This window comes from Glutamicibacter sp. St.4D3, assembly GCF_059728615.1.
The window spans coordinates 1,182,393-1,207,858 of the sequence record NZ_AP039380.1 but is presented as its reverse complement, the minus strand read 5'-3'; the positions used below and the strand labels follow the sequence as shown (position 1 = coordinate 1,207,858).

Annotated in this window: 24 protein-coding genes and 1 tRNA gene; 3 read left to right on the top strand and 22 right to left on the bottom strand. The window is 66.8% G+C overall.

The window, feature by feature from the left end:
• The first annotated feature begins 41 nt into the window (after nucleotides 1-41).
• Complete coding sequence (locus tag AC6I21_RS05540; RefSeq protein WP_497763159.1) at nucleotides 42-1,262, top strand: N-acetylglucosamine-6-phosphate deacetylase; 1,221 nt, start codon at nucleotides 42-44, stop codon at nucleotides 1,260-1,262.
• 112 nt (nucleotides 1,263-1,374) lie between these two features.
• Here the strand turns inward: AC6I21_RS05540 and AC6I21_RS05535 are convergent, their stop codons facing one another.
• From AC6I21_RS05535 to argS, 20 genes are all read right to left on the bottom strand, one after another.
• A complete protein-coding gene (locus AC6I21_RS05535) occupies nucleotides 1,375-1,803 on the bottom strand; it encodes a DUF2550 domain-containing protein (RefSeq protein ID WP_346921724.1) in 429 nt (142 codons plus the stop codon).
• Between the two features lie 6 nt (nucleotides 1,804-1,809).
• The gene (locus AC6I21_RS05530; protein WP_054821357.1) at nucleotides 1,810-2,076 is read right to left on the bottom strand and encodes a F0F1 ATP synthase subunit epsilon; all 267 of its coding nucleotides are present in this window, start codon (nucleotides 2,074-2,076) and stop codon (nucleotides 1,810-1,812) included.
• A 1-nt stretch (nucleotide 2,077) separates the two neighbouring features.
• A complete protein-coding gene (gene atpD, locus AC6I21_RS05525) occupies nucleotides 2,078-3,526 on the bottom strand; it encodes a F0F1 ATP synthase subunit beta (RefSeq protein WP_138925960.1) in 1,449 nt (482 codons plus the stop codon).
• 36 nt (nucleotides 3,527-3,562) lie between these two features.
• Nucleotides 3,563-4,456: a F0F1 ATP synthase subunit gamma gene (locus AC6I21_RS05520; protein WP_054821356.1), complete on the bottom strand. Its 894-nt coding sequence runs from the start codon at nucleotides 4,454-4,456 to the stop codon at nucleotides 3,563-3,565.
• Nucleotides 4,457-4,529: 73 nt separating this feature from the next.
• On the bottom strand, nucleotides 4,530-6,167 hold the full coding sequence (gene atpA / locus AC6I21_RS05515; RefSeq protein ID WP_138925959.1) for a F0F1 ATP synthase subunit alpha: 1,638 nt from the start codon (nucleotides 6,165-6,167) through the stop codon (nucleotides 4,530-4,532).
• A 109-nt stretch (nucleotides 6,168-6,276) separates the two neighbouring features.
• Complete coding sequence (locus AC6I21_RS05510) at nucleotides 6,277-7,089, bottom strand: F0F1 ATP synthase subunit delta (RefSeq protein WP_138173020.1); 813 nt, start codon at nucleotides 7,087-7,089, stop codon at nucleotides 6,277-6,279.
• Nucleotides 7,089-7,643, bottom strand: coding sequence for a F0F1 ATP synthase subunit B (locus AC6I21_RS05505; RefSeq protein ID WP_138173018.1), 555 nt, complete (start codon nucleotides 7,641-7,643; stop codon nucleotides 7,089-7,091). The genes AC6I21_RS05510 and AC6I21_RS05505 overlap by 1 nt, the downstream gene beginning before the upstream one ends.
• An 81-nt stretch (nucleotides 7,644-7,724) precedes the next feature.
• Nucleotides 7,725-7,934 (bottom strand): ATP synthase subunit C-like protein, encoded by a 210-nt coding sequence (locus AC6I21_RS05500; protein WP_054821307.1) that lies wholly within the window; start codon nucleotides 7,932-7,934, stop codon nucleotides 7,725-7,727.
• Nucleotides 7,935-8,034: 100 nt separating this feature from the next.
• Nucleotides 8,035-8,847: a F0F1 ATP synthase subunit A gene (gene atpB / locus AC6I21_RS05495; RefSeq protein ID WP_054821306.1), complete on the bottom strand. Its 813-nt coding sequence runs from the start codon at nucleotides 8,845-8,847 to the stop codon at nucleotides 8,035-8,037.
• A gap of 268 nt (nucleotides 8,848-9,115) precedes the next feature.
• A complete protein-coding gene (locus AC6I21_RS05490) occupies nucleotides 9,116-9,556 on the bottom strand; it encodes a hypothetical protein (RefSeq protein ID WP_138173014.1) in 441 nt (146 codons plus the stop codon).
• Between the two features lie 155 nt (nucleotides 9,557-9,711).
• The gene (locus AC6I21_RS05485) at nucleotides 9,712-10,833 is read right to left on the bottom strand and encodes an MraY family glycosyltransferase (RefSeq protein WP_054821304.1); all 1,122 of its coding nucleotides are present in this window, start codon (nucleotides 10,831-10,833) and stop codon (nucleotides 9,712-9,714) included.
• On the bottom strand, nucleotides 10,830-11,510 hold the full coding sequence (locus AC6I21_RS05480) for an L-threonylcarbamoyladenylate synthase (protein WP_138173012.1): 681 nt from the start codon (nucleotides 11,508-11,510) through the stop codon (nucleotides 10,830-10,832). Before AC6I21_RS05480 ends, AC6I21_RS05485 begins: the two co-directional genes overlap by 4 nt.
• A 23-nt stretch (nucleotides 11,511-11,533) precedes the next feature.
• Nucleotides 11,534-12,391 carry a peptide chain release factor N(5)-glutamine methyltransferase gene (prmC, locus tag AC6I21_RS05475; protein WP_138173010.1) on the bottom strand — a complete coding sequence of 286 codons (858 nt, stop codon included), beginning with the start codon at nucleotides 12,389-12,391 and terminating at the stop codon, nucleotides 11,534-11,536.
• Between the two features lie 4 nt (nucleotides 12,392-12,395).
• Nucleotides 12,396-13,472: a peptide chain release factor 1 gene (gene prfA, locus AC6I21_RS05470; protein WP_138173008.1), complete on the bottom strand. Its 1,077-nt coding sequence runs from the start codon at nucleotides 13,470-13,472 to the stop codon at nucleotides 12,396-12,398.
• 143 nt (nucleotides 13,473-13,615) lie between these two features.
• A complete protein-coding gene (rho, locus tag AC6I21_RS05465) occupies nucleotides 13,616-16,072 on the bottom strand; it encodes a transcription termination factor Rho (protein ID WP_138173006.1) in 2,457 nt (818 codons plus the stop codon).
• 345 nt (nucleotides 16,073-16,417) lie between these two features.
• A complete protein-coding gene (gene thrB, locus AC6I21_RS05460) occupies nucleotides 16,418-17,350 on the bottom strand; it encodes a homoserine kinase (RefSeq protein WP_138173004.1) in 933 nt (310 codons plus the stop codon).
• 131 nt (nucleotides 17,351-17,481) lie between these two features.
• The gene (thrC, locus tag AC6I21_RS05455; protein ID WP_138173002.1) at nucleotides 17,482-18,582 is read right to left on the bottom strand and encodes a threonine synthase; all 1,101 of its coding nucleotides are present in this window, start codon (nucleotides 18,580-18,582) and stop codon (nucleotides 17,482-17,484) included.
• 1 nt (nucleotide 18,583) lies between these two features.
• Complete coding sequence (locus AC6I21_RS05450; RefSeq protein ID WP_246049866.1) at nucleotides 18,584-19,852, bottom strand: homoserine dehydrogenase; 1,269 nt, start codon at nucleotides 19,850-19,852, stop codon at nucleotides 18,584-18,586.
• Nucleotides 19,853-19,924: 72 nt separating this feature from the next.
• Nucleotides 19,925-21,346: a diaminopimelate decarboxylase gene (gene lysA / locus AC6I21_RS05445; protein ID WP_138172998.1), complete on the bottom strand. Its 1,422-nt coding sequence runs from the start codon at nucleotides 21,344-21,346 to the stop codon at nucleotides 19,925-19,927.
• Nucleotides 21,347-21,348: 2 nt separating this feature from the next.
• The gene (gene argS, locus AC6I21_RS05440) at nucleotides 21,349-22,995 is read right to left on the bottom strand and encodes an arginine--tRNA ligase (protein ID WP_138172996.1); all 1,647 of its coding nucleotides are present in this window, start codon (nucleotides 22,993-22,995) and stop codon (nucleotides 21,349-21,351) included.
• Nucleotides 22,996-23,154: 159 nt separating this feature from the next.
• Here argS and AC6I21_RS05435 point away from each other — a divergent pair.
• A tRNA-Arg gene (locus AC6I21_RS05435) sits at nucleotides 23,155-23,230 on the top strand.
• Between the two features lie 225 nt (nucleotides 23,231-23,455).
• Nucleotides 23,456-23,578, top strand: coding sequence for a hypothetical protein (locus tag AC6I21_RS05430; RefSeq protein ID WP_497763158.1), 123 nt, complete (start codon nucleotides 23,456-23,458; stop codon nucleotides 23,576-23,578).
• A gap of 94 nt (nucleotides 23,579-23,672) precedes the next feature.
• On the opposite strand, the gene AC6I21_RS05425 is transcribed toward AC6I21_RS05430, so the two are convergent.
• Together AC6I21_RS05425 and AC6I21_RS05420 are read right to left on the bottom strand one after the other, a co-directional pair.
• Nucleotides 23,673-24,464 carry an ABC transporter ATP-binding protein gene (locus AC6I21_RS05425; RefSeq protein ID WP_138172994.1) on the bottom strand — a complete coding sequence of 264 codons (792 nt, stop codon included), beginning with the start codon at nucleotides 24,462-24,464 and terminating at the stop codon, nucleotides 23,673-23,675.
• Complete coding sequence (locus AC6I21_RS05420; RefSeq protein WP_138172992.1) at nucleotides 24,457-25,386, bottom strand: ABC transporter permease; 930 nt, start codon at nucleotides 25,384-25,386, stop codon at nucleotides 24,457-24,459. Before AC6I21_RS05420 ends, AC6I21_RS05425 begins: the two co-directional genes overlap by 8 nt.
• Between the last annotated feature and the right edge of the window lie 80 nt (nucleotides 25,387-25,466).

The window sequence follows — 25,466 nt, the reverse complement described above, 5'->3', positions numbered from 1 at the left end:
AATTTGAGACAAGCTCGTGCGAATGCGCCTAAGCTGGGGTCATGAGCACCGAACAGCGCACCGTAATGTTCGCCCGGCTGGTCTCCGACGGCCTGCAGGTTACCGATGGCGCGCTTGCCATCGAGGGCGACCGGATCGTCTTCGCGGGCAACCGCGATGACTTCCTGGCCACCGAGGACGCAGACACCTTCACCGAGCATTTCCTGGCCGAGGACACCACCCTTGTGCCCGGGCTGATCGACATCCACTGCCACGGGGCGAACGGCGCCGACTTCTCCGATCCGGAGCACGCCGGGGTCAGAGACGCCATCGACTTTTTGCACCGCTCGGGCACCACCACGGTGATCGCCTCACTGGTCTCCTCCGACCACGAACAGATGCTCAACGCCACCGAGCTGCTGGCGGAGTTCGCCGAAGCCGGGCTGATTGCCGGCATCCACGCCGAGGGACCGTTCCTCTCCGCCGAACGCCGCGGGGCACAGTATCCGGGATTCCTCACCGACCCGGATCCGGACTTCGTCGCGGATCTGGTGATGGCCAGCCACGGGCAGCTGCGCACCATGACCTTCGCCCCGGAACTGGAGGGCACCGAAGATTTGATCGAGGCGCTGGTCTCCCAGGGTATCGTCCCGGCCATCGGGCACACCGCCGCCAGCGCGTCGGTGACCCGCAAGGCCCTGCAGGAGATCGCCGAGCAGCTGGAAAGCGCAGGGGTGGACGGGTTCACCGAGCGCCCGTTGGTCACCCACCTGTTCAATGCGATGCCGCCGATTCACCACCGTGATCCCGGCCCGGCCGCCGCCGCGCTGGAAATGGCGGCCAAGGGCAATGCGGTGCTGGAACTGATCGCCGATGGCGTGCACCTGTCCCCCGACACCGTGCGCATGGTGTTCGCACTGGTGGGAGCCAAGTCCATTGCACTGGTCACCGATTCGATGGCCGCCACCGGGCTGACCGACGGCGAATACACGGTGGGCCCGGCCAAGGTGCGGGTCGAGGACGGCGAGGCGCACCTGGCCGAGGGCGATCGGCAGCGCCTGGCCGGGGGCACCTGCACCCTGCTGGAGGTGGTGCGCCGCACCGTGGCTGCCGGAGTGCCGCTGGTGCGCGCGATCATCTCCGCCACCAAGGTGCCGGCCTACCTGATCGGACTGGCCGATGAGGCCGGACGGCTGCACCAGGGCTTCGTCGCGAACGTGCTGGTGCTCGGCCCGAATCTGGAGCTGCGCCAGGTGTTCCGCAGCGGGCAGCTGCTGGACTGAGCCCGCTGACCGGGTTCGGATCTTCCCTCAACAATCTTGATGTTAAACAGCTGACCCCCAACCCGTGAAGGGTTGGGGGTCAGCTGTTGTCTCAGCCAGGAGACGGTGTCGACTAGATTTGCCAGGAGCCGGCGATCGGGCCGGCTTCGAGCCAGGCGGAGAACCCGGTGTAGTCCCGGTAGTCCATCGCCATCTCGATCAGTTCATCGCCGCGCTTGAGGCTTACGATGATGAACCCCGGCGGGATCTTGCCCCGTTCATCGTCCTTGGGCCGCCGCCACCCGGAAATGTCCAGGCCGCGGCGTTCCAGCACGAACGCCGGGATCGGCGAGACCGAGAAGAACCGCAGCAGGTCCACATGGGCCGTGCCGTAGCGTCCAATGCACATCACCCACTTGCCCGCGGGCGTGTGGTAGGAGGCATCGAAGGTTCCGAGCGTGCGCCGCAACTGGAAGCGGCGCACGCCCATGGCACCAAAGAACGCCACGATGCCGGCCAAGACCAGCAAGGCGATCAGAACTGGTGCGCTAATCTCGATCAATGGCGCCTACGCTGCGTTAACCACTGCGTTGTCGGCGACGATAACCACCCGGTCGTGGTCGACGGAGAAGAATCCCCCATCGATGCGCACCGAGAAGCGGGCCTCGGAAACCGGGTCGATTTCCAGATCCCCTGCGGCAAGCACGGTCAGGGTCGGCACGTGACCGGGCAGAACTCCGATCTCACCGTCCACCGAACGCGCCTTGACCAGCTTCGCGGGGCCGGCCCACACGAAGTGGTCGGCCGCCACGATTTCGACCTGAAGCTCGGCCATGCTACTTGCTGGCCTTCTGGATCTCGGCCCACTGGCGCTCGACGTCGTCCAGACCACCGACGTTGAAGAACGCCTGTTCTGCGATGTGGTCCAGGTCGCCGTTGCAGATGGCCTCGAAGCCCTCGATGGTGTCCTTCAGCGCCACGGTCGAACCCTCGACACCGGTGAACTGCTTCGCGGTGTAGGTGTTCTGCGACAGGAACTGCTGGATACGGCGGGCACGGGCCACGACGATCTTGTCCTCTTCGGACAGTTCGTCCACACCCAGGATCGCGATGATGTCCTGCAGTTCCTTGTTCTTCTGCAGGATCGACTTCACGCGGATCGCCACATCGTAGTGCTTCTGGCCCACGTACTGCGGGTCCAGGATGCGCGAGGTCGAGGTCAGCGGGTCGATCGCCGGGTACAGGCCGCGCGAGGCAATCTCACGGGACAGTTCGGTGGTCGCATCCAGGTGGGCGAAGGTGGTCGCCGGGGCCGGGTCGGTGTAGTCATCGGCCGGCACGTAGATCGCCTGCATCGAGGTGATCGAGTGGCCCTTGGTGGAGGTGATGCGTTCCTGCAGCAGACCCATTTCGTCAGCCAGGTTCGGCTGGTAGCCCACGGCCGAAGGCATGCGGCCCAGCAGGGTCGACACCTCGGAACCGGCCTGGGTGAAACGGAAGATGTTGTCGATGAACAGCAGCACGTCCTGGTTCTGCACATCGCGGAAGTACTCCGCCATGGTCAGGGCCGAGAGGGCCACGCGCAGACGGGTGCCTGGCGGCTCGTCCATCTGGCCGAACACCAGGGCGGTGTCCTTCAGCACGTTGGCTTCTTCCATTTCGACCCACAGGTCGTTGCCTTCGCGGGTGCGCTCACCCACGCCGGCAAACACCGAGGTACCGCCGAAGTTGCGGGCCACACGGGTGATCATTTCCTGGATCAGCACGGTCTTGCCCACGCCGGCACCGCCGAACAGGCCGATCTTGCCGCCCTGGATGTACGGGGTGAGCAGGTCGATCGACTTGATGCCGGTTTCCAGCATCTCGGTGGAGCCTTCGAGGTCCGAGAACTTCGGGGCCTTGCGGTGGATCGGCCAGCGCTCGGTGACCTGGATCTCCGAGTTGTCAACGTCCAGGGCGTCGCCCAGCACGTTGAAGATGTGGCCCTTCACGCCGTCGCCGACGGGCACGGAAATCGGTGCCCCGGTGTCGGTGACCCGCGCGCCGCGCACCAGGCCGTCGGTGGCCTGCAGCGAGATGGCGCGAACCATGTTGTCGCCCAGGTGCTGGCTGGTTTCGAAGGTGATCTTCTTGGTTTCGCCGTTGATCGTCAGATCAGCGGTCAGTGCGTTGTAGATTGCAGGCAGTGCATCGGCTGGGAACTCGACGTCCACGACCGGGCCAGTCACGCGGGCAATGCGACCGGTGGCCCCTGCGGTAACCTGCTCGTTGAGTTGGGCAGTCATCTTTCTCACTTCTTGTCTGGTAGGAACTTTGCGGACTTAGCTGCTCAGCGCGTCTGCGCCGCCGATAATTTCCGTGAGTTCCTGGGTGATTTCAGCCTGACGGGCGTTGTTACGCAGTCGCGTGTACTTCTTGATCAGCTCCTGGGCGTTGTCGCCGGCGGACTTCATGGCGCGCTGGCGGGCAGCGAGCTCGGAAGCGGCGGCTTGCAACTGGCAGTTGAAGATGCGCGATTCGATGTACCGCGGCAGCAGTGCATCGAGCACTTCCTCAGCGGTCGGCTCGAATTCGTACAGCGGCAGCAACTCGTCGGCGGGAGTCTCGGAGTCACCCTCGACAACCTCCAACGGCAGCAGACGGATAACCGTCGGTTCCTGCGTGACCATCGACTTGAACTGGGTGTAGACCACGTGGATCTCATCCACGCCGTCCTGTTCGAAGTCATTGGCGAAATCCTCAAGCAGGACTTCGCGCAGCTCACGTGCGGTGTCAAACAGCGGGGCGTCAGTTCCCCCGGTCCATACCTTGGCGTACTCGCGCGAGCGGAAGTCGAAGTAAGCCTGGGCCTTGCGCCCGACCAGGTAGGTCTTGACTTCCTTGCCTTCCTCCCGCAGGAGTTCCATCAGATGCTCAGCCTGCTTCAGAACGCTGGCGGAGTAGGACCCGGCGAGTCCACGGTCCGAGGTCATCACCAGCACCGCGGCCCGGCGCACCTGCGTCGGCTCGGTGGTCAGCGGGTGATCGATGTCGGACTGCGACGCGACGGCGGTAACTGCACGGGTGATCGCATTGGCGTACGGCAGCGAGGCCGCGACACGGCTGCGTGCCTTGCCGATGCGGGATGTAGCGATCAGTTCCATCGCCTTGAAGATCTTGGCCATCGACGAGGTCGATGCGATCTTCTGGCGGTAGACCCGAATCTGGGCTCCCATGTGTGTCCTTTCCTTATCCCCTGGGTGGGGTGGGGCGCCGCCTGCGCGGCGCCCCACCTACCCAAGGAGATTGTCAGCGCTTCTGCTTGACGATCTGTTCCTGGTCGACGGCCTCGGAATCCAGGGCGTCGTGCTCTTCGTGGCCGGCGTTGACCAGGCGGTCCGCGCCATCCCCGAAGAAGCCGGCCTTGAAGTCCGCCACGGCGGCCTTCATGGCCTCGACGGTCTCGTCCTCCAGCTTGCCGGTCTGGGCGATCACGTTCAGCACCTCGGTGCGGTGACGCAGGTAGTCGATGAACTCCTGCTCGAAGCGGCGCACATCGGCGACCGGCACATCGTCCAGGTGGCCGTTGGTGCCGGCCCAGATGGACACGACCTGGTCGGCGACCGGGTACGGGGTGTACTGGCCCTGCTTGAGCAGTTCCATCAGGCGCGCACCACGGGTCAGCTGCTGCTTGGAGGCGGCATCCAGGTCCGAGGCGAACATGGCGAAGGCCTGCATGTCGCGGTACTGGGCCAGTTCCAGCTTCAGGGTACCGGAGACCTTCTTCATGGCCTTGACCTGCGCGGCACCACCCACGCGGGACACCGAGATGCCCACGTCGACGGCCGGACGCTGGTTGGCGTTGAACAGGTCCGACTGCAGGAAGATCTGGCCGTCGGTGATCGAGATGACGTTGGTCGGGATGTACGCCGAAACGTCGTTGGCCTTGGTCTCGATGATCGGCAGACCGGTCATCGAACCGCCGCCGAGCTCGTCGGAGAGCTTCGCGCAACGCTCCAGCAGGCGGGAGTGCAGGTAGAACACGTCGCCCGGGTAGGCTTCGCGTCCCGGCGGGCGGCGCAGCAGCAGCGACACGGCGCGGTAGGCTTCGGCCTGCTTGGACAGGTCATCGAAGATGATCAGAACGTGCTTGCCACCGTACATCCAGTGCTGGCCGATGGCCGAGCCGGCGTAGGGTGCCAGGTACTTGAAGCCAGCCGGGTCCGAGGCCGGGGAGGCCACGATGGTGGTGTACTCCAGAGCGCCCTGCTCTTCCAGGGTCTGGCGCACGGCTGCGATGGTCGAGGCCTTCTGGCCCACGGCCACGTAGATGCAGCGCACCTGCTTGGTCGCATCGCCACTGGCCCAGTTGGCCTTCTGGTTCAGGATGGTGTCCACGGCGATGGCGGTCTTGCCGGTCTGGCGGTCACCAATGATCAGCTGGCGCTGTCCGCGGCCGATCGGGATCATCGCGTCGATGGCCTTCATGCCGGTCTGCAGCGGCTCGTCAACGCTCTTGCGCTGGGTCACGCCCGGGGCCTGCAGCTCCAGGGCGCGGCGGCCCTCGGCCGCGATCAGGCCCAGGTTGTCCAGCGGCTCGCCCAGCGGGTCCACCACGCGGCCCAGGAAGGCGTCGCCCACCGGAACCGAGAGGATCTCCCCGGTGCGCTCGACCTTCTGGCCTTCTTCGATCCCGGTGAAGTCACCGAGCACGACCACGCCGATTTCACGGGTGTCGAGGTTCTGGGCCAGGCCCAGGGTGCCGTCTTCGAAACGAAGCAGCTCGTTGGCCATGACGGAGGGAAGACCCTCCACCTTGGCAATGCCGTCGCTTGCTGTAATGACGCGTCCGACTTCGGTACGCTCTGCCTTGCCCGGTTCGTAGGACGCTGCGAACTCGTTTAGGGCATTGCGGACGTCATCAGCGTTGATGGTCAAATCGGCCATCTGCAGTCCCTGCTCTCCTAATTTGTGATCCGAAGGCTGGGCAACGGATCGAATGTGTTTGAAGTCTGAAGTGGTCCTGGCCGGCAGGACTCCACCTGGTGGTGAAGTCCTACCCTGCCAGGGCGCGGCGCAGTTCGGCCACGCGCGATGCCACGGAGGCGTCGACGATGTCGTCGCCCACCTTGATCACCAGGCCGCCGACCAAAGTCGGATCGACCGAGACGTTGATCTTCAGCGCACGGCCGTACAGCTTGTTCAGGCTGGCTTCCAGTCGCTGGACCTGCACGTCGGTCAGGGCCCGCGAGCTGACGATGTGGGCGATCCAGCGCTGCTGGCGCTTGGCCACCAGCTCCATGAAACGCTCCACCAGGCGGACCGGCTTCATCCCGCGCGGGGCGGTCACGGCCTGGCGCAGCAGCAGCTGCGCGGCCGAGCAGGCACCCGGAACCAGCTTCAGGGCCAGATTGGCCTTCGCCTCGGCCGGAGCCTGGGCGTCGTCCAGCGCGGCCTGCAGCTGGTGGTTGCCCGACACGACTTCGGTGAAGTCGAACAGGTCCTTTTGCAGCTTGTCCAATCCCGCAGCGTTCGCCTGCTGTTCTGCCACGGCAGCCACCGCGGTGACCGCCAGGGTTTCCAACGCATCGCTAATGTCGCGTTCCGAGCTCCAGCGGGTGGAAGCCAGCTGCTTGACGGTGTCCTCGGCGTCGGCCGAGACCTTCCCGCGCAGCAGCGAGGCCAGCAGCCCCGCCTTGTCGGCGGCTTCACGGGCCGGATCAGTCAATGCGCGGCGAAGGCCGGAATTCGTATCCAGCACCTGAAGAACCGCAAACAGTTCCTTGGGAAGCTCAACGGTCGCCAGGGCCAGCTTGGGCTCCAAGGCCTCCAAGGCCTTTGCCAATGACTCGCTCGATACACTTGCCATTAGTTCGATGCACCTGCGTTCTGCTGATTTTCCAAGTCGGCCAGGAACTGGTCAACCACGCGCTGGGAACGGGCATCGTCCTGCAGCGCTTCGTCAACAATCTTGCTTGCCAGCTCGGTGGCCAGCGTTCCCACGTCGCTGCGCAGCGAGGTCAGGGCGGAGTTGCGCTCCGCCTCGATCTGACGCTGAGCCTGCTCGGTGATGCGGGTGGCCTCATCGGTGGCCTTGGCCTTCAGATCGGCAAGGATCTGGGCACCTTCGCTACGTGCTTCCTCACGAATGCGGTTGGCTTCGGTGCGAGCCTCCAGAAGCTGGGCCTGGTACTGGGCCAGGGTCTCCTCTGCTTCCTTCTGGGCCGCCTCGGCCTTTTCCAGTCCGCCTTCGATCGCGGTCACGCGGTCTTCATAGGCCTGCTCAAACTTCGGGGCAATGACCTTGATGACGATGAAGAGCAGAACCGCGAAGCCGACACCCGTGACGAGAATCTCCCACGGGTTGGGCAGCAGCGGGTTTGCACCTTCGCCCGCAGCGAGGATGAAGTCTGTGCTGTTCATTCTCACTTTTCCTTATCTACTAGTTTCCGCTTGTGTATGGGCCCCGCGATAGTGGCAGGGCCACTACAAATCGCGGAAAGACTAGGCGCCGATTACGAAAGCGAAAACCAGGCCCAGGATGGCCAGTGCTTCAGTCAGCGCGAAGCCGAGCAGGGCGATCGGCTGCAGGATGCGCTGGGCTTCCGGCTGGCGGGCCACACCGTTGATGTAGGCGGCGAAGATCAGACCCACGCCGATTGCCGAACCGATAGCAGCCAGGCCGTAGCCGATCATATTCAAGGAGCCGTGCATTTGTTTATTCCTTTCAAGATACCGAGTTGGTCATCGGTAGGTTGTGAGGTATTCCCTTGGGAGCGAGGGAAAATCTGTTTTTGATTCTAGAAGTAATGACCTAGTGCGCGTCAGCTTCGATGGCGCCCTGGACGTAGATCGCGGTCAGCAGGGCGAACACGAATGCCTGCAGGGCCATGATCAGCAGTTCAAGGAAGTACATCGCAACCGAACCCAGGATCACCGCAACGCCCAGGCCGCTGTAGGCCAGGCCTTCCTGGACGGTGATCAGGTAACGGGCACCGGAAGCAGCCAGCATCACAATGATGTGTCCTGCCAACATCGTCGCCATCAGACGCAGCGAGTGCGTCAGCGGACGGACGATGAAGTTCGAAATGATCTCCAGCGGAATCATCAGCGGCAGGATCCAACCGGGGACCCCCGCCGGGGTTACGGCCAGCTTGAAGTAGCGCAGGCCGTGGTTCTTCAGGCCCACCCCGATCCAGGTGCCGTAGATGATGATGGCCATCGCGTATGCAGAACCGGCGTGTGAGAACGACGGGAGCTGCAGGAACGGGATCGCGCCGAAGAGGTTGTTCAGCAAGATGAAGAAGAACGTTGCAAAGAGCAACGGGGTCCAGGGACGGAAGTTCTTCTCGCCGATGATGTCGCGGCTGATGCCGTTGCGCACGAAAGCGTAGCCGCTCTCGGCCAGGTACTGCATCTTGCCGGGAACCAGCTTCGGATTCCTGATGGCTGCGGTGAAGAACCAGGTGATGAGGATGATCGACAGCACGATCATGATCATCTGCTTGCCGACACCGGTGCCGTACTCAGCAAACCAGGGGAAAATATCTGGCAGGTGGGTATCGGACACGGTTGGCGGGACGAATCCGCCCTCATTTGAGGCCATTGGGAGCGCAAACGCGATCAACGCGCTGTCCTCTCTGCAGTAGCGGTCACGGGCAAAGGCGGTGACTGGCGTAACTGCCTCTCACCGTGTAGAAAAAGATCGATCGGGTACGCAGGTCGGCATCGAAAACACTCGCGCATCGACGCTGACGCGATCATGCCTCCCGGTCACCCGGAAGCGCAAAATTTTGTCGGCTACCGCAGTTGCTGCGGCCACCTCGAAAATGACCCGAAGACAGCCTATCAAACTCACAGCTTTTCAATGACATTTGCGGCCACTGATCACTGCGTTAGGACTCGTTGTAAATCGGCATCCGGGCCTTGGAGAAGGCCCGGATTTCCCCGACCTGCCAGGCCACCAAAACGATGGCCGCGGCAAGCACGAATCCCTGTCGGTTGGCCCAGCCGGGCAACCCCAGGTTCAACAGCACGAACGCCAACCCGAAGACCTTGATCGCGAAGACCGCCAGGAATGCGGGCATGGCCCAGTTCCTGCGGATCCGCCCGGCCAGCTCGGCCACGAGCAGACCCGTGGCGAAGAAACCGATCACCAGCGCGGCAGCCAGCATCCCCGAGAGCGCATACCACCAGTCGGCCACGAGCCATGAAATCAGGAAAAAGGCCGCGGTGCCGATCAGCGCATACACCAGGGAACTGACCAACACCGGCATCCAGATGGAGTCGGGGGCCTTGGATGCCGGGACGCGGCCGGAGCCTGGAGTCTGGGGCATTCAAAGTCCTTAGCTTGCAAAGTCTTGAGCGTGGACTTCCGCGGGATTGCTTCCGCCGAAGAACGTGCCGTGCAAAACTGTCTATTCGCCGCTGACCCGAAGGCCGACCGCGAACGATCCAGAGTAAATTCTACACGAGATAGAATGCTTCTCCGTCACCGATGACGAAGTCTTTCAGTTAGCGAAGCGTAACGCTTGGAGACCAGCGGCCACCAGGTCAGCAACCCGGCGCCGATCAGCAGCAGGGCGAACAGCGGGATCATCACCTGCAGCGGGATGAAGGCGATCAGCACCACACCGGCGGCCACCAGCAGCGCCCACAGGTAGAGCAGCAGCACGCTCTTGCGCACCGAGTGGCCCTGGGCCAGCATCCGGTGGTGGATGTGCATCGAGTCCGGGGCGAAGGGAGAGCGCCGCTTGGACAGGCGCCGGATCACCGAGAGCAGCAGGTCCAGGGCCGGGAAGAAGATGATCACCAGCGGCAGTGCCATGGGCATGTAGGCCGGCACGTTGCGGAAGCGGTAGGCCTCAAGGCCCTGCACGTCGCCGGTGACCACCACGGTGGACACCGACAGGATCAGCCCCAGCGCCAGCACCCCGGTCTCCCCCATGAAGATGTTCGCCGGGTTGAAGTTGTGCGGCAAAAAGCCCAGGCACGCCCCGAGCAGGATGGCGCACAGCAGCGCCGCCAGGTTCGCGTAGTCCGCGGCGCTCACGTGGGTGGCCAGCACGTAGGAGTAGAGGAAGAAGGTCGCCGCGCCGATCGCGGTCAGCCCCGCGGCGAGCCCGTCCAGCCCGTCGGAGAAGTTGATGGCGTTCATCGTCAACACGATCAGCCCGATGGTCACCAGGTACTGCATGACCGGGGAATCAATGGACCAGGTGCCCACCGGCAGCGCCTTGATCACGATCCCGCTTTGGGCGATGATCGCCCCGATCCCCAGCTGCCCGATGAACTTCACGTACCACTTCAGGTCGTAGAGGTCATCGGCGATCCCCAGCACCACGATCACCACCAGGGCGAAGACGATGCCCATGATCGGTGAATCGTTGCGGAAGATTGCGTCGAAGAACTCCAGCCGGCTGGCCACCCAGAGCCCGGCCAGCAGCGCCCCGATCATCGCCAGTCCCCCGAACTTTACGATCGGGTTGCTGTGCTGGTCGCGGTCGCGCAGCTTCTGGGAGGAGACGAAGCGTGCCCCGAAGCTGCGCACCACGGGGGTGAGCAGGTAGGAGGTGACGAAGCTGAAGGCGATCAGCAGGACGTACTGTCTCATGCGTCCTGGCTCGGTGCGCTCTCACCCAGGCCGAGGACCTCCGGGACCACCTCGCGCAGCGCCTGCAGGGAAATCGCGCCCTGGCGCACCACGAAGAGGTGCTCCCCGGTGGCATCCACAATGGTGGAGGGTTGTGCCTCGCCGAGCAGGCCGCGCTGGCCGCCGTCGAGGTACACGTCCACGCTGGCGCCCAGCTGCGCTTCGGCCTCATCACAGGTGGTGGCGGCCGGCTGTCCGGTGCGGTTGGCGGAGGAGACCGCCAGCGGCCCGGTGTGCCCCAGCAGTTCCAGGGCGTCCGCGTCGTCGGGCACCCGCAGCCCCACGGTGCCCTTGGTCTCCCCCAGGTCCCAGGTCAGTGACGGCTGGGCTTGGAGGATCAGGGTGAGGGCGCCGGGCCAGAATGCCTCGGCCAACGCCCGGGCGGCGGGCGGCACGTCGATGGCCAGCCCGTCCATGGTTCCGATCTGGGAGATCAGCACCGGAGGCGGCATGGTGCGGGCCCGCCCCTTGGCGGCCAGCAGCATCGCCACGCCCTGGGCGCTGAACGCGTCCGCGCCGATCCCGTAGACGGTGTCGGTGGGCAGTACGATGCAGCGCTGGGCCTGCAGGGCCTGGCGGGCGGCGGCCAGGCCCTCCTCGCGCTGCGTGTCCTCGCTGATGTCGAATCGTGAACTCACGGTGCCCATTCTTTCATGGTTGGTTATTTTTCCGGTGCCACGCCACTGGTGGCGCGCGGCCGTCCGTTCAGGTCACGGTGCCCGGTGACCTCGGTGAACCCGGTGGCGCGCAGCATGCTGGCGGCGGTGGCGGCCTGCACCTCGGCGTGTTCCATCACGAACAATCCGCCCGGGCGCAGCAGCGTCAGCGCCTGGGCGCTGACCGCCCGCGGCACCTGCAACCCGTCCTCCCCCAGCCCGTACAGGGCCATCTGCGGGTCGTGTTCGCGCACTTCCTGCTCGCGCGGCACGGCGCTGGGTGGGATGTAGGGCGGGTTGCTGACCACGGCGTCGATGCCACCTTCCGGGAGCAGCCCGGCCGGCAGGTTTCCGGCATCCGCGTGCAGCACGCTGATGCCCAGCGGTTCGCAGTTCTGCCGGGTGTAGCCGATCGCCTGGTCGGAGAGCTCCACGGCCCAGACCCGGGGTGCGGACAGTTCGGTGGCCAGCGCCGCGGCGATCGCCCCGGAACCGGAACACAGATCCACAAGGCGGGCGCCTTGTTGCTCGCCGATGAAGTCCAGGGCCAGCTGCACCACGGACTCGGTTTCCGGGCGCGGGATGAACACCCCGGGCCCGACCTTCAGCTGCAGGTGGCGGAAGTAGGCGGTGCCGGTCAGGTGCTGCAGCGGGATGCGCCGGGCGCGCCGGGCGACCAGCTCCTGGTAGGCCTGGTGCTGCGCGGGCTGCAGTTCACGGCCCAGCAGCACCCCCAGCTGCACGTCCGAGCGGCTGGCCCCGATCACGTGGGCCAGCAGCAGCTCGGCGTCCACCTTGGGGCTGGGCACCGCGGCGGCCGCCAGGTCCGCCTCGGCCTGGTTGCGGGCGGCGCTGAACAGCATCCGGCTACTGCTCGCCCAGGTGGGCCAGGCGCTCTTCCTCGTCCATGGTGATGCACGAATCGATCACCGGCCCCAGGTCCCCGTCCATGACCGCGTCCAGGTTGTAGGCCTTGTAGCCGGTGCGGTGGTCGGCGATCCGGTTTTCCGGGAAGTTGTAGGTGCGGATGCGCTCGGAGCGGTCCATGGTGCGCACCTGGGAGGCGCGCTGGGCGGAGTTCTCCGCGTCCAGCTGCTCCTGCTGGTGGGCCAGCAGGCGCGAGCGCAGCACGCGCATGGCCGCCTCACGGTTCTGGATCTGGGACTTCTCGTTCTGCATGGCCACCACGATGCCGGTGGGCAGGTGGGTGATGCGCACGGCCGAGTCGGTGGTGTTCACGCTCTGCCCGCCGGGGCCGGAGGAACGGTACACGTCGATCTTCAGGTCGTTCTGGTGGATGTCGATTTCCTCGGGCTCATCGACTTCCGGGAACACCAGCACGCCGGCGGCGGAGGTGTGGATGCGGCCCTGGGATTCGGTGACCGGCACGCGCTGCACGCGGTGCACCCCGCCCTCGAACTTCAGGTGCGCGTACACGCCCTCGGCCGGGTCGTTCGAGCTGCCCTTGATCGCCACCTGGGCGTCCTTGTAGCCGCCCAGGTCGGACTCGTTGTAGGAGATCATTTCGACCTTCCAGCCCTTGTGCTCGGCAAAGCGGGTGTACATGCGCAGCAGGTCGGCGGCGAACAGGGCCGCCTCGTCCCCGCCTTCCCCGCCCTTGACCTCAAGGATCACGTTGCGCGAGTCGTTTTCGTCGCGCGGGATCAGCAGCCGGCGCAGCTTCTCCTCCAGTTCGGGCAGCGCGGCGGTCAGCTCCTCGACCTCGGCGGCGAAGTCCGGGTCCTCATCGGCCATTTCCTTGGCTGCCTCCAGGTCCTCGCTCGCCTGCTTCCAGCGGTTGTAGGCCTCCACGATGCCATTGAGCTGTGCGGAACGGCGCCCGAGCTTGCGGGCCCGGGCCTGGTCGGCGTACACGGCGGGATCGGACAGCTGCGCCTGGATCTCGGCGTGCTCCTCCAGCAGGGTCTTGACGGATTCGAACATGGTGGCAGAACTTCTTTCGATGCGTGGATCGGTGGCGCGCTGGCGGGCAGCGGGCCTTCACAAGAGATTGTAGGGGCAAAGCACCGGTGGCGTCCGGGCGACGGGTTGACCGTGCGCCCTGGACGCCACCGGGGAAAAGCGCGCTAGTTGTGCTGCGGCGTGGTCTTGTTGACCAGCATCAGGAACTCCGCGTTGGATTCGGTGTCCCGGATCTTCTTGGTCAGCAGCTCCAGCGCCTGCTGGGTGTCCAGCCCGGCCAGCATGCGGCGCAGGCGCCACATGATGCGCACCTCGTCGCCGGAGAGCAGCGACTCCTCGCGGCGGGTGGAGGACGCGTTGACGTCCACCGCCGGGAAGATGCGCTTCTCGGCCAGCTGGCGTGAAAGGCGCAGCTCCATGTTGCCGGTGCCCTTGAACTCCTCGAAGATCACTTCATCCATCTTCGACCCGGTTTCCACCAGGGCAGTGGCCAGGATGGTCAGCGAGCCGCCGTTTTCGATGTTGCGCGCGGCGCCGAAGAAGCGCTTGGGCGGGTAGAGGGCGGCGGAGTCCACACCACCGGAGAGGATGCGGCCCGAGGCCGGGGCGGCCAGGTTGTAGGCGCGGCCCAGGCGGGTCATCGAGTCCAGCAGCACGACCACGTCCATGCCCATCTCCACCAGGCGCTTGGCGCGCTCGATGGCCAGTTCGGCCACGGTGGTGTGGTCATCGGCCGGGCGATCGAAGGTCGAGGCGATGACCTCGCCCTTCACCGTGCGCTGCATGTCGGTGACTTCCTCGGGACGTTCGTCCACGAGCACCATCATCAGGTGCACTTCCGGGTTGTTGGTGGTGATCGCCTGCGCGATGGACTGCAGGATCAGGGTCTTGCCGGCCTTGGGCGGGGAGACGATCAGGCCACGCTGGCCCTTGCCGATCGGGGCGACCAGGTCGATCACGCGCGGACCGATCTGCTTGGCCCCGGTTTCCAGGCGCAGGCGCTCGGTCGGGTACAGCGGCACGAGCTTGTTGAACTCGACGCGCTCCTTGTTGTCTTCCGGCTTCTTGCCGTTCACGGACGTCAGCTGCACCAGGGCGTTGAACTTCTGGCGCGGGTTGGGGGTCTCGCCCTCGCGCGGCTGGCGGATCGCGCCAACAATCGCGTCGCCCTTGCGCAGGTTGTACTTCTTGACCTGGCCCAGGGTGACGTACACGTCGTTCGGGCCGGGCAGGTAGCCCGAGGTGCGCACGAACGCGTAGTTCTCCAGCACGTCCAGGATGCCGGCGATCGGCAGCAGGACGTCGTCCTCGCTCAGCTGCGGCTCGTCGTTGTCCCCGCGGCGGTTGCGGCGGTTGCGGTCCTGGTTGCGCTCATTGCGGTCCCGGTTGCGCTCATTGCGGTCGCGGTTGCGTTCGCGGCGGTTGCGGCCCCGCTCGTTGCGATCATTGCGGTCGTTGCGGTCCCCGCGGTCGTTGCGATCGTTTCGGTCCGAACGCTCGTGGCGCTCACCGCGCTCCTGGCCTTCCTCGCCCTCGGAGCTATCGTCCTGGGAGGAGTCCTGCTGGTCGCGGCGGTTGCGGCCCCGCTCGTTGCGATCATTACGTTCATTGCGCTCCGAACGGTCCTGGCGCTCACCGCGCTCCTGGCCTTCCTCGCCCTCGGAGCTATCGTCCTGGGAGGAGTCCTGCTGGTCGCGGCGGTTGCGGCCCCGGCCATTGCGGTCATTACGTTCATTGCGCTCATTGCGCTCCGAACGGTCCTGGCGCTCACCGCGCTCCTGGCCTTCCTCGCCCTCGGAGCTATCGTCCTGGGAGGAGTCCTGCTGGTCGCGGCGGTTTCGGCCCCGGCCATTGCGGTCGTTGCGGTCATTGCGGTCCGCGCGCTCGGAACGGTCCTGGCGCTCACCGCGCTCCTGGCCCTCGTCGCTGGCCTCGCTGCCCTGCTCGGCGTCCTGGCTGGCATCGCGGCGGTTGCGCGAACGGGTGTTGCGTCCGCGGCCGCGCTCCTCGCGCTGGGTCGAGTCCTTCTCGGCGTCCTGGGTTTCGCCCTTCTCCCCGCCCTCGGCCTTGGCCGGGGTTTCGGAGGTCTCGGCCGGAGCCTGGGCCTTGGATGAGGCGCGGCGGGTGTTCTTCTTGCGCGGCTCGCCTTCCTCGGCCTTGGCCTCGCCCTGCGGCTCGGGCTGGGCCGCGGTGTCCTGTGCCGGGGCGTCGGCGGTCTCGGAGACCTTGCCCGAGTCGGTGACCCGGCGGGAGCCGCGGCGGGTGGCCGGCTTCTTCTCGGCCGGGGCCTCGGCGCTCTCGGCGGCGGCCTCGGCATCGGCGGCGGGCTTGGTGCTACGGCGGGCGCGGGTGGCCTTTGCCAGCTGCTGCGCGGCCTCATCGGTCCCGGTCTCGGGGGCCGACTTCGCCGACTCCTTGGCTTCGCGGTCGGCGACCGCGCCGCCGCGCTGGTGCGAGCTGATCGCGGCAACAAGTTCGGCCTTGCGCATGCGCGAACCGCCGGTAATGCCCAACTGGGAGGCCAGCTGCTGCAGCTGAACCATCTTCAGGGATGCCAGTCCGGCGCTCTTGGTGGAAGTCTGGTTGTCCACGCCTTCGGTGAGGCTCGTGGTTTCGGTCACGAATGTTCCTTCTGACTGGTAGGGCGGGTCGGTCTCACCGACCCACTGTGCCTAAATCCGGTGCAGCGCCCCAGACGGGGCCATCTGCTGCACCTGTCAGTCGCGTCACCTTGGCGATGAAACTTTTAAGGTGGGGCGCGATTGATATGGAAAGAGAGATATCACCTCGGCACCAAATGCGGGCGCGCTGGGGGATATCAAACTCGGTTGCCGTAAGACAGCAGTAAAGAAACCGGAATGTTTGCGCGAAAACCGCCAGATCGTGCTTCTGGCGTCCTCCGCAACACGGTGGCCACAGGGTCTTCCCTTGGTGAAGGTGTCTAAACTCCCGGCCTGCTATGAGTGCTACAGCACCTCTACTGTAACACCCGTTGACGCAATGGCGGGAATTTCGCAACGCCAGGAGCCGGTGGATGTGGCATTAAACGCCTCGATCAGCTGTGCGGCCTGCCCCAGCTGGGTGTTGTCGGCCACCAGCACCAGCACGGTCGGACCGGCCCCGGAGATCACCGCGGCGAGCCCCTCCCCGCGCAGCCGGGCCAGCAGCGCGCTGCTTTCGGGCATCGCCTCGGCCCGGTAGTGCTGGTGCAGGAAGTCCTCGGTGCCGGCCAGCAGCTGGGCCGGGTCGGTGGCCAGGGCGTGCACCAGCAGGGCGGCGCGCGCCGAGTTCGCGGCGGCCACCGCGTGCGGGACGGCCTGGGGCAGCACCCCGCGGGCCACCTCGGTGGACAGCCCGGCGTCGGGCACCGCCAGGACCGCGCGCACCGAGCAGTGCACCGGCACCCGGTGCGCGGTGAAGCTGCCCTCGGGGTTGGTCAGCGAGATCGACAGCCCGCCGTAGACGGCCGGGGCCACGTTGTCCGGGTGCCCCTCCCACGCGGCCGCGGCCTGGAACACCGCCTCGGTGCCCCCGCGCAGCTCGACCGGCAGCAGGGCGTCGGCGGCGGCGTAGGCGGCGACGATCGCCGCGGCGGAGGACCCCATCCCGCGGGCGTGCGGGATCCGGTTGACCGCCTCCAGTTCGATTCCCACCGGTTGCGCGCCGCGCGCCTCCCAATATTCGCGGATCTTGCGCACGATCAGGTGGGATTCGTCGCGCGGCAGCTGCCCGGCGCCCTCCCCGGCCAGGGTGACCCGGGTGTGCTTGGCGGTGCGCACCCGCAGTTCGTCACGGAACTCCAGGGCCAGGCCAAAGGAGTCGAAGCCGGGGCCGAGGTTCGCGGAGGTGGCCGGTGGGGCCACGCGCAGGTGCTGGCCCAGGGCGATCGGTGCTGTCATGTGTCCTGCCAGGTCAATGAGCACCACAGGCCGCCGGGGGGCCGACGGCCTGCGGGACTGCAGATGGGTGGGTGCGGGTGGTGCCCGCAGGGGTTGGCGCGGGGCGCGGTGCCCGCGGGCGGCGTGCCGGGCTAGGCCAGGCCCAGGGTCGCGGCGACCTCGACCACGTCGTAGCCGACCTTGGTGGGGGCCACGCCGGAGCCGTCCTGGTTCTTCAGTGCCCAGTCCGGGTCCTTCAGCCCGTGCCCGGTCACCGTGATCACGATGCTCTTGCCGGTCGGGGCGTTGCCGGCCGCGTGGTGCTTGAGCAGCCCGGCCACCCCGGCGGCGGAGGCCGGTTCGACGAACACGCCCTCCCGGGAGGAGAGCCAGCGGTGCGCGGCCAGGATCTGTTCATCGCTCACCGAGTCGATCAGCCCGCCGGATTCGTCGCGGGCCGCCTCGGCCTGCTGCCAGGAGGCGGGGTTGCCGATGCGGATCGCGGTGGCGATGGTGTCCGGTTCGGTCACCGGGTGGCCCTTGACGATCGGTGCCGCGCCCTCGGCCTGGAAGCCCCACATGATTGGGCGCTTGGTGGCCACCGCCGGCAGCACCTGACCGGCCGGGTTGGTGTACTCGGCCGCGTATTCGGTGTAGCCCTTCCAGTACGCGGTGATGTTTCCGGCGTTGCCCACCGGCAGCAGGTGGTAGTCCGGGGCGTCGCCCAGGAAGTCCACGACCTCAAAGGCGCCGGTCTTCTGCCCCTCGATGCGCGCCGGGTTCACCGAATTGACCAGGAACACCGGGTAGTTTTCGCTCAGCTTGCGGGCCACGTCCAGGCAGTTGTCGAAGTTGCCGTTCACCTGCAGGATCTGCGCCCCGTGGGCGACGGCCTGGGAGAGCTTGCCCATGGCGATCTTCCCGTCGGGCACCAGCACCGCGCACTTCAGCCCGGCCTGGGTGGCGTAGGCGGCGGCGGAGGCCGAGGTGTTGCCGGTGGAGGCGCACACCACGGCCTTCGCCCCGGCGGCAACGGCGGCGGTGATCGCCATGGTCATCCCGCGGTCCTTGAAGGAGCCGGTGGGGTTCATCCCCTCCACCTTCAGGTACACCTGGTTGCCGGTGTGCTCGCTCAGGGCCGGGGCGTGCACCAGCGGGGTGCCGCCCTCGCCCAGGGTGATCACCCGGGTCGCTTCGGTCACCGGCAGGCGGTCGGCGTATTCGCGGATCACTCCGCGCCACTGATGGGCCACGTTAGTTTCCTTCAACTCTCAAAACGGATGTTACGGATGCCACGGTGTCCAGCGCCCCCAGGGCCTGGACGGTGGAGCTCAGCGCCGCCTCGGCGCCCCGGTGGGTGAGGATGCGCAGGTGCGCGCTGCCGTCGTCGGCGGCGGACTGGTTCATCGCCTCGATCGAGACCCCGTGCTCGGCGAACACGGTGGCGATCCTGGCCAGCATCCCGGGCTGGTCGCTGACCGACAGGCCAATCCAGTAGCGGGTGTCGATGTGCGCGAAGTCCACCAGCGTGGCGGGGCTGGTGTGCGAGCTCAGCGGCAGCGGCCCGCCGGCGGCCAGGCGCCGGGCCACGGAGACCACGTCGCCCATGACGGCGCTGGCGGTGGGCGCTCCCCCGGCCCCGGCGCCGTAGAACATCAGGTCCCCGGCGTTCTCGGCCTCGACGAACACCGCGTTGAACGCCCCGCGCACGCTGGCCAGCGGGTGGCTGCGCTCCAGCAGGGCCGGATGCACGCGGGCGGAGATGCCCGCTGCGGTGCGTTCGGCAATCGCCAGCAACTTGATCACGTAGCCCGAGGCCTTCGCGTCGGCCACGTCCTGCGCGGTGATCTGGGTGATGCCCTGGCAGTGCACCTGGTCCATGGCCACCTCGGTGTGGAAGGCCAGGGAGGCCAGGATCGCGGCCTTGGCCGCCGCATCGTGCCCCTCCACGTCCGCGGTCGGGTCCGCCTCCGCGTAGCCCAGCTGCTGCGCCTCGGCGAGCACGTCGCCAAACGCGGCGCCGGTGGAATCCATGGCGTCCAGGATGAAGTTCGTGGTGCCGTTCACGATGCCCAGCACCTTGGTGATGTGGTCCCCGGCCAGCGAGTCGGCGATCGGGCGCAGGATCGGGATCGCCCCGGCCACCGCGGCCTCGTAGCGCAGCTGCGCGCCGTTCTCGGCGGCCAGCGCGCCCAGCCCGGCCCCCTCGGCGGCGATCAGCGCCTTGTTCCCGGTGATCACCGACGCCCCGCGGCGCAGCGCCCGCTGGATGTAGGTCCCGGCCGGGTCCAGCCCGCCCAGCAGCTCGATGACCACATCGGCCTGGTCGATCAGCGAAGCCGCGTCGGTGGTGAACAGCTCGGCCGGCAGCTGCACGTCGCGCCGGGTCGCGGTGTTGCGCACCGCGATGCCGATCAGTTCCAGCTGCGCACCGCTGCGTGCGGCCAGCTCGGCCGCGTCCTGAAGCAGAATCCGCGCCACCTGGGCGCCGACGGTGCCGCACCCCAGCAGGGCGACCTTCAGGCGCCGGGGGCCGGCGCCGCTGTGTGCAGCGTTCGGGCTGGGCTTGTCGCTCGGGCTGTCCTTAGCGCTCAATTACACTCCCATGTCACGGGCCAACAAATCGGATTCGGTCTCCCTGCGGATGATCAGGCGCGGCGTGCCGTCCTTGATCGCCACCACGGCCGGGCGGGTGAGGTAGTTGTAGTTGCTCGACAGCGCCCAGCAGTACGCCCCGGTGGCCGGCACGGCCAGCAGATCACCGTAGGACACATCCTCGGGCAGGTAGACGTCTCGTACGACTATGTCACCTGACTCGCAGTGTTTCCCAACTACGCGAGAAATAATTGCGTCGCTTTGCGTCACACGGTTGGCCAGCGCCGCGGTGTAGTCCGCGTCGTAGAGCACCGGGCGGGCGTTGTCGCTCATCCCCCCGTTGACCGAGATGTAGCGCCGGGTGGCGGTGCCGCCCTCGGGCAGGTCCACGCTCACGTCCTTGCGCACCCCGGTCTCGTACAGCGTGAAGGTCGAGGGCCCGGCGATCGCCCGGCCCGGCTCGATGGAGATCCGCGGCACCTGGAGCCCCAGTTCCTCCGCCGCCTGGCCGACCACCACGGCCAGCTCATCGGCGATCTGCTGCGGGGTGGAGGGGTCATCGGCCTGGGTGTAGGCGATCCCGTAGCCGCCGCCCAAATCCAGTTCCGGCAGCACCACGTCGTAGCGCGCCTTCGCCTCGGCGATCACCGCCAGCATCGTGCGCGCGGCCACCGCGAAGCCCTCGGCCTCGAAGATCTGCGACCCGATGTGGGCGTGCAGGCCCAGCAGGTTGATCCACTCGTGCTTGGCCGCGTACCCGATCGCGGTCAGCGCCGCGGAGGTGCCCGAGGCGCCGGGCTGGATCGACAGGCCGAACTTCTGGTCCTCGTGGGCGGTGGCAATGTATTCGTGGGTGGAGGCGTGCACCCCGGGGGTCAGGCGCAGCATCACGTTGGCCCTGGTGCCCGAGTTCAGCGCCAGCGCGGCCACCCGCTCCAGCTCGTCGAGCGAATCCACCACGATGCGCCCCACGCCCAGTTCGATGGCCCGGGCGATCTCCCCCACCGACTTGTTGTTCCCGTGCAGCGACAGGTTCTGCGCCGGCACCCCGGCGTGCTGGGCGACCAGCAGTTCCCCGCCGGAGCAGGTGTCCAGGCGCAGGCCCTCCTCGGTCACCCAGCGGGCCACCTCGGTGCACAGGAACGCCTTGCCGGCGTAGTAGACGTCCACCCCGCCGCACAGCCGGTCAAACGCGTTGTCAAAGGCGCGCTTGAACTCGGCCGCACGGGCGCGGAAGTCCTCCTCGTCCAGCACGAACAGCGGGGTGCCGAACTCGCGGGCCAGCTCGGTGACCTTCACCCCCTGCACGGTCAGCTCGCCGTCCGAGTCGCGGCCCACCCCGTGCGGCCATTCGCGCTCACGCAGCTGGTTGACGTCCTGGGGGTAGCCCAGCCATTCGGGGGCCAGTGGGGATTGGCTCATTGCTACATCCTTTCGGGGGCGGTCACGCCCAGCAGGCGCAGGCCGTTGGCCAGCACCGTGGTGGTCGCATCGTTCAGCCACACGCGGGTGGTGTGCACCGGCTCGATCGCGCCGTCGCCGATCGGGGTGACGCGGCAGGCGCCGTACCAGGAGTGGTAGGCCCCGGCCACCTGCTCCAGGTAGCGGGCGATGCGGTGCGGTTCGCGCAGCTGCGCGGCGGAGGCGACCACGGAGGGGAACTGCCCCAGCAGCGCCAGCAGCTCGTTTTCGCTTCGGTGGGTCAGCAGGGAGGCGTCAAAGCCCTGCGCGGTGCGCTCCACGCCCTTTTCCGCGGCGGTGCGCGCCGCGGCGCGGGAGCGGGCGTGGGCGTACTGCACGTAGAACACCGGGTTGTCGTTCGTGTTCTTCTTCAGCTGCTCCGGGTCCAGCGCGATCGGCGAATCGGCCGGGTAGCGGGCCAGCGAGTAGCGCAGCGCGTCGGCGCCCAGCCAGTTGATCAGGTCGCGCAGCTCGATGATGTTCCCGGCGCGCTTGGACAGCTTCGCCCCGTTGACGCTGATCAGCTGCCCGATCAGCACCTCAATGTTCTTCTCCTTGTCGTCGCCCGCGCAGGCGGCGATGGCCTTCAGGCGGTTCACGTACCCGTGGTGGTCGGCGCCCAGCAGGTAGATCTTCTCGATGAACCCGCGGTCCTTCTTGGACAGGTAGTAGGCGGCGTCGGCCGCGAAGTAGGTCGGCTCCCCGTTCGCGCGGATCAGCACGCGGTCCTTGTCGTCCCCGAAGTCGGTGGTGCGCAGCCACACCGCACCGTCCTGGTCGAAGATGTGCCCCTGTTCGCGCAGCCGGGCCACCGCGTCGGCCACCGCCCCGGCCTCATGCAGCTTCGCCTCGGAGAAGAACACGTCGAAGCTGACCCCGAAGTCCTGCAGGGTGGACTTGATGTCGGCCATCTGCGCGGCGTAGGCCAGTTCGCGGATCTGCGGCAGCGCCGCACCCAGTTCGGCCTCGGCCAGTTCCGGGGCCTGGGCCAGCACGACGTCGGCCAGCTCCTTGATGTATTGCCCCGGGTAGCCGCCCTCGGGCACCGGCAGGCCGTGCATCCGGTTGTAGACGCTGGTGGCGAACACGTTCATCTGGTTGCCGGCGTCGTTGATGTAGTACTCGCTGGTCACCTGCGCCCCCGAGGCGCGCAGCACGCGGGCGATCGCATCGCCCAGCGCCGCCCAGCGGGTGTGCCCGATGTGCAGCGGGCCGGTGGGGTTCGCCGAGACGAACTCCATGTTGACCACGTGCCCGGTCAGCGCCTGGTTCTGCCCGTAGGCTTCGCCCGCCTGCACGATGGAGCGGGCCAGCTCCCCGGCGGCGGCCGCATCCAGGGTGATGTTCAAGAAGCCGGGGCCCGCGATGTCCACCGCCCCGATCCCGGGAACCTGGCGCAGCCGCTCGGCCAGGATGGTGGCGAAGTCACGCGGGGCCATGCCGGCCTTCTTGCCCAGCTGCAGGGCAATGTTCGTCGCCCAGTCGCCGTGCTCGCGGCTCTTGGGTCGGTCAACACGCACGGTGTCGGGGATATCGACCGAAATGTCCCCATCGGCGACGGCCTGGGTCAGGCATGCGGATATGGCAGCGGAGAGTTCTTCTGGAGTCACCCTTAAACAATAACGGTTCGGCCACGCTTGGCGCCCGCTCGTGACATGCCCGGACACCGGAAGACCGGTGCCGGGGCTGTTCGGTTGATCACCGCGGGTGTCGATTTGCGCAACCGGTGCCCCAACCTGATAAGCTCAACCCTGTCGCCAACGCGATTCGCCCTCGTAGCTCAGTGGATAGAGCGTCTGTCTCCGGAACAGAAGGCCGAAGGTTCGATTCCTTTCGAGGGCACCAACGGCAAGACCCGCACCAGTTCTGGTGCGGGTCTTGTTTTTTCTTCCCGCCCCCGGTTTCGCACCCAGCCGCGGGCTGAAGCATCCAATGGCGGCAGGCTAACCCGAGAATCGACGCTGCCTTTTGGATCGATGCTGCCCCTAGATTCGAAGGCAGCACAGCCCCGGCCGGATACCAGCTGGCACCGCACCAGCACCGGAAGGGTTGCCCCCATGGACCTGCAGGGTGAGCATCGGGCAGAACGCGGTCATCGCCGCCGGGGCCGTGCTCACCGCCGACGTGCCGGAAAACGCGGTGGCGGCCGGGGTCCCGGCCCGGGTGGTACGCCACCCGCACGAGGATGCCTAGCCTCACGGCTTAACCACCACAGGCCGCGGCCCCGCCCAAGAAAGGGTGGGACCGCGGCCTACGGGGTTGGTGCGGCTAGGGCAGCACGCGCCGGCTACTGCAGCATAGTGCGGTCATCGAGCTGGGCGCCCTTGATCTTCTCGAACTCGCCGAGCAGGTCCTTGACGGTCATCGCCGACTTTTCCTGCTGGTTCAAATCCAGGATGATCTGCCCGTCGTGCATCATGATCAGCCGGGTGCCCAGCTGCAGCGCCTGCTCCATGTTGTGGGTGACCATCAGCGTGGTCAGCCGGTGGCGCTGGACGATGTCGTTGGTCAGCCGGGAGACCAGCGCCGCGCGCTGCGGATCCAGCGCCGCGGTGTGCTCATCGAGCAGCAGGATCTTCGGTTCGGAGAACGTGGCCATCAGCAGGCTCAGCGCCTGGCGCTGCCCGCCGGAAAGCAGGCCCACCTTCGCCTTCAGCCGGTGCTCCAGCCCCAGTTCCAGGCTCGCCAGCTCACGGGCGAACAGTTCGCGCTTCTTCGGGGTCACCCCCAGGCCCAGCCCGCGGAACTTCCCGCGCGCCCAGGCCAGGGACATGTTCTCCTCGATCGTCATGGTCGGGGCGGTGCCGGCCATCGGGTCCTGGAAGACCCGCCCGATGTACCGGGCGCGGGCGAAGTCGGCCATCCGGGTGACGTTCTTCCCGTCGATGCTCACCGTGCCCACATCGGGCTGCAGCTTGCCGGCGACCATGTTCAGCACCGTGGACTTGCCGGCGCCGTTCGAGCCGATCACGGTCACGAACTCCCCGGCGTCCAGGCTCAGGTTGATGTTGCGCAGCGCCTTGCGTTCATTCACGGTACCCGGGAAGAACGTGCGCGACAGGTTGGTGATCTCAAGCATTGGCGCTGACCTCTTCTTCCTTGGAGGATTCGACCATCTGGTCGCGTTCGGGGCGCTTGACGGCCTTGACCAGCTTCTGGAAGCCCTTCCACTTGGGCAGCAGCAGCGCGGCCACCACCAGCACCGCGGAGATCAGCTTCATGTCGTTGACCTCCATGCCGGCGCTGAGCGCCAGCTGGATCACCAGGCGGTAGATCACCGCGCCGAAGACGACGGCCAGCGCCGCCAGCCAGATCCAGCGCTGGGAGAAGATCGCCTGGCCCACGATCACCGAGGCCAGGCCGATCAGGATCAACCCGATGCCCATGCCGATGTCGGCGAAGCCCTGGAACTGGGCGATCAGTGCACCGGAGAGCCCGACCATGCCGTTGGAGAGCGCCAGGCCCAGGATCTTCTGGTTGTCGGTGCTCACCCCGAAGGAGCGGATCATTTCCTCGTTGTCACCCGTGGCGCGCATCGCCATGCCCATCTGGGTGTGCAGGAACCACACCACGATCGCGACCGCGACCAGGCAGCCGGCGAACATCAGCGCCACCGAGGTCCAGGTGCCCAGGATCCCGGCCTGGCGCAGCGGGCTGATCAGGGTGTCCTGCCCCAGCAGCGGCACATTCGCCTTGCCCATGATGCGCAGGTTGATCGAATACAGGGCGATCATCGTGAGGATACCGGCCAGCAGCCCGTCGATCTTGCCCTTGGTGTGCAGCAGGCCGGTGATGACCCCGGCCACGGCCCCGGCCAGGAACGCCAGCGCGGTGGCCAGCAGCGGGTTCATCCCGTTGACGATGCCGATCGAGGCCGTCGCGGCCCCGGTGGTGAATGACCCGTCGACCGTCAGGTCCGGGAAATCCAGGATGCGGAAGGTGAGGTAGACCCCGAGTGCCATCACGGCATATATCAGGCCAAGTTCAACCGCTGTGATCATTTTTGGATCCTTGAGTTATGAGAAGTTGGTGCCCATGACGAAGGCGAGGCAACACCTGCCCTCGCCTCGCCTTCGCCCTG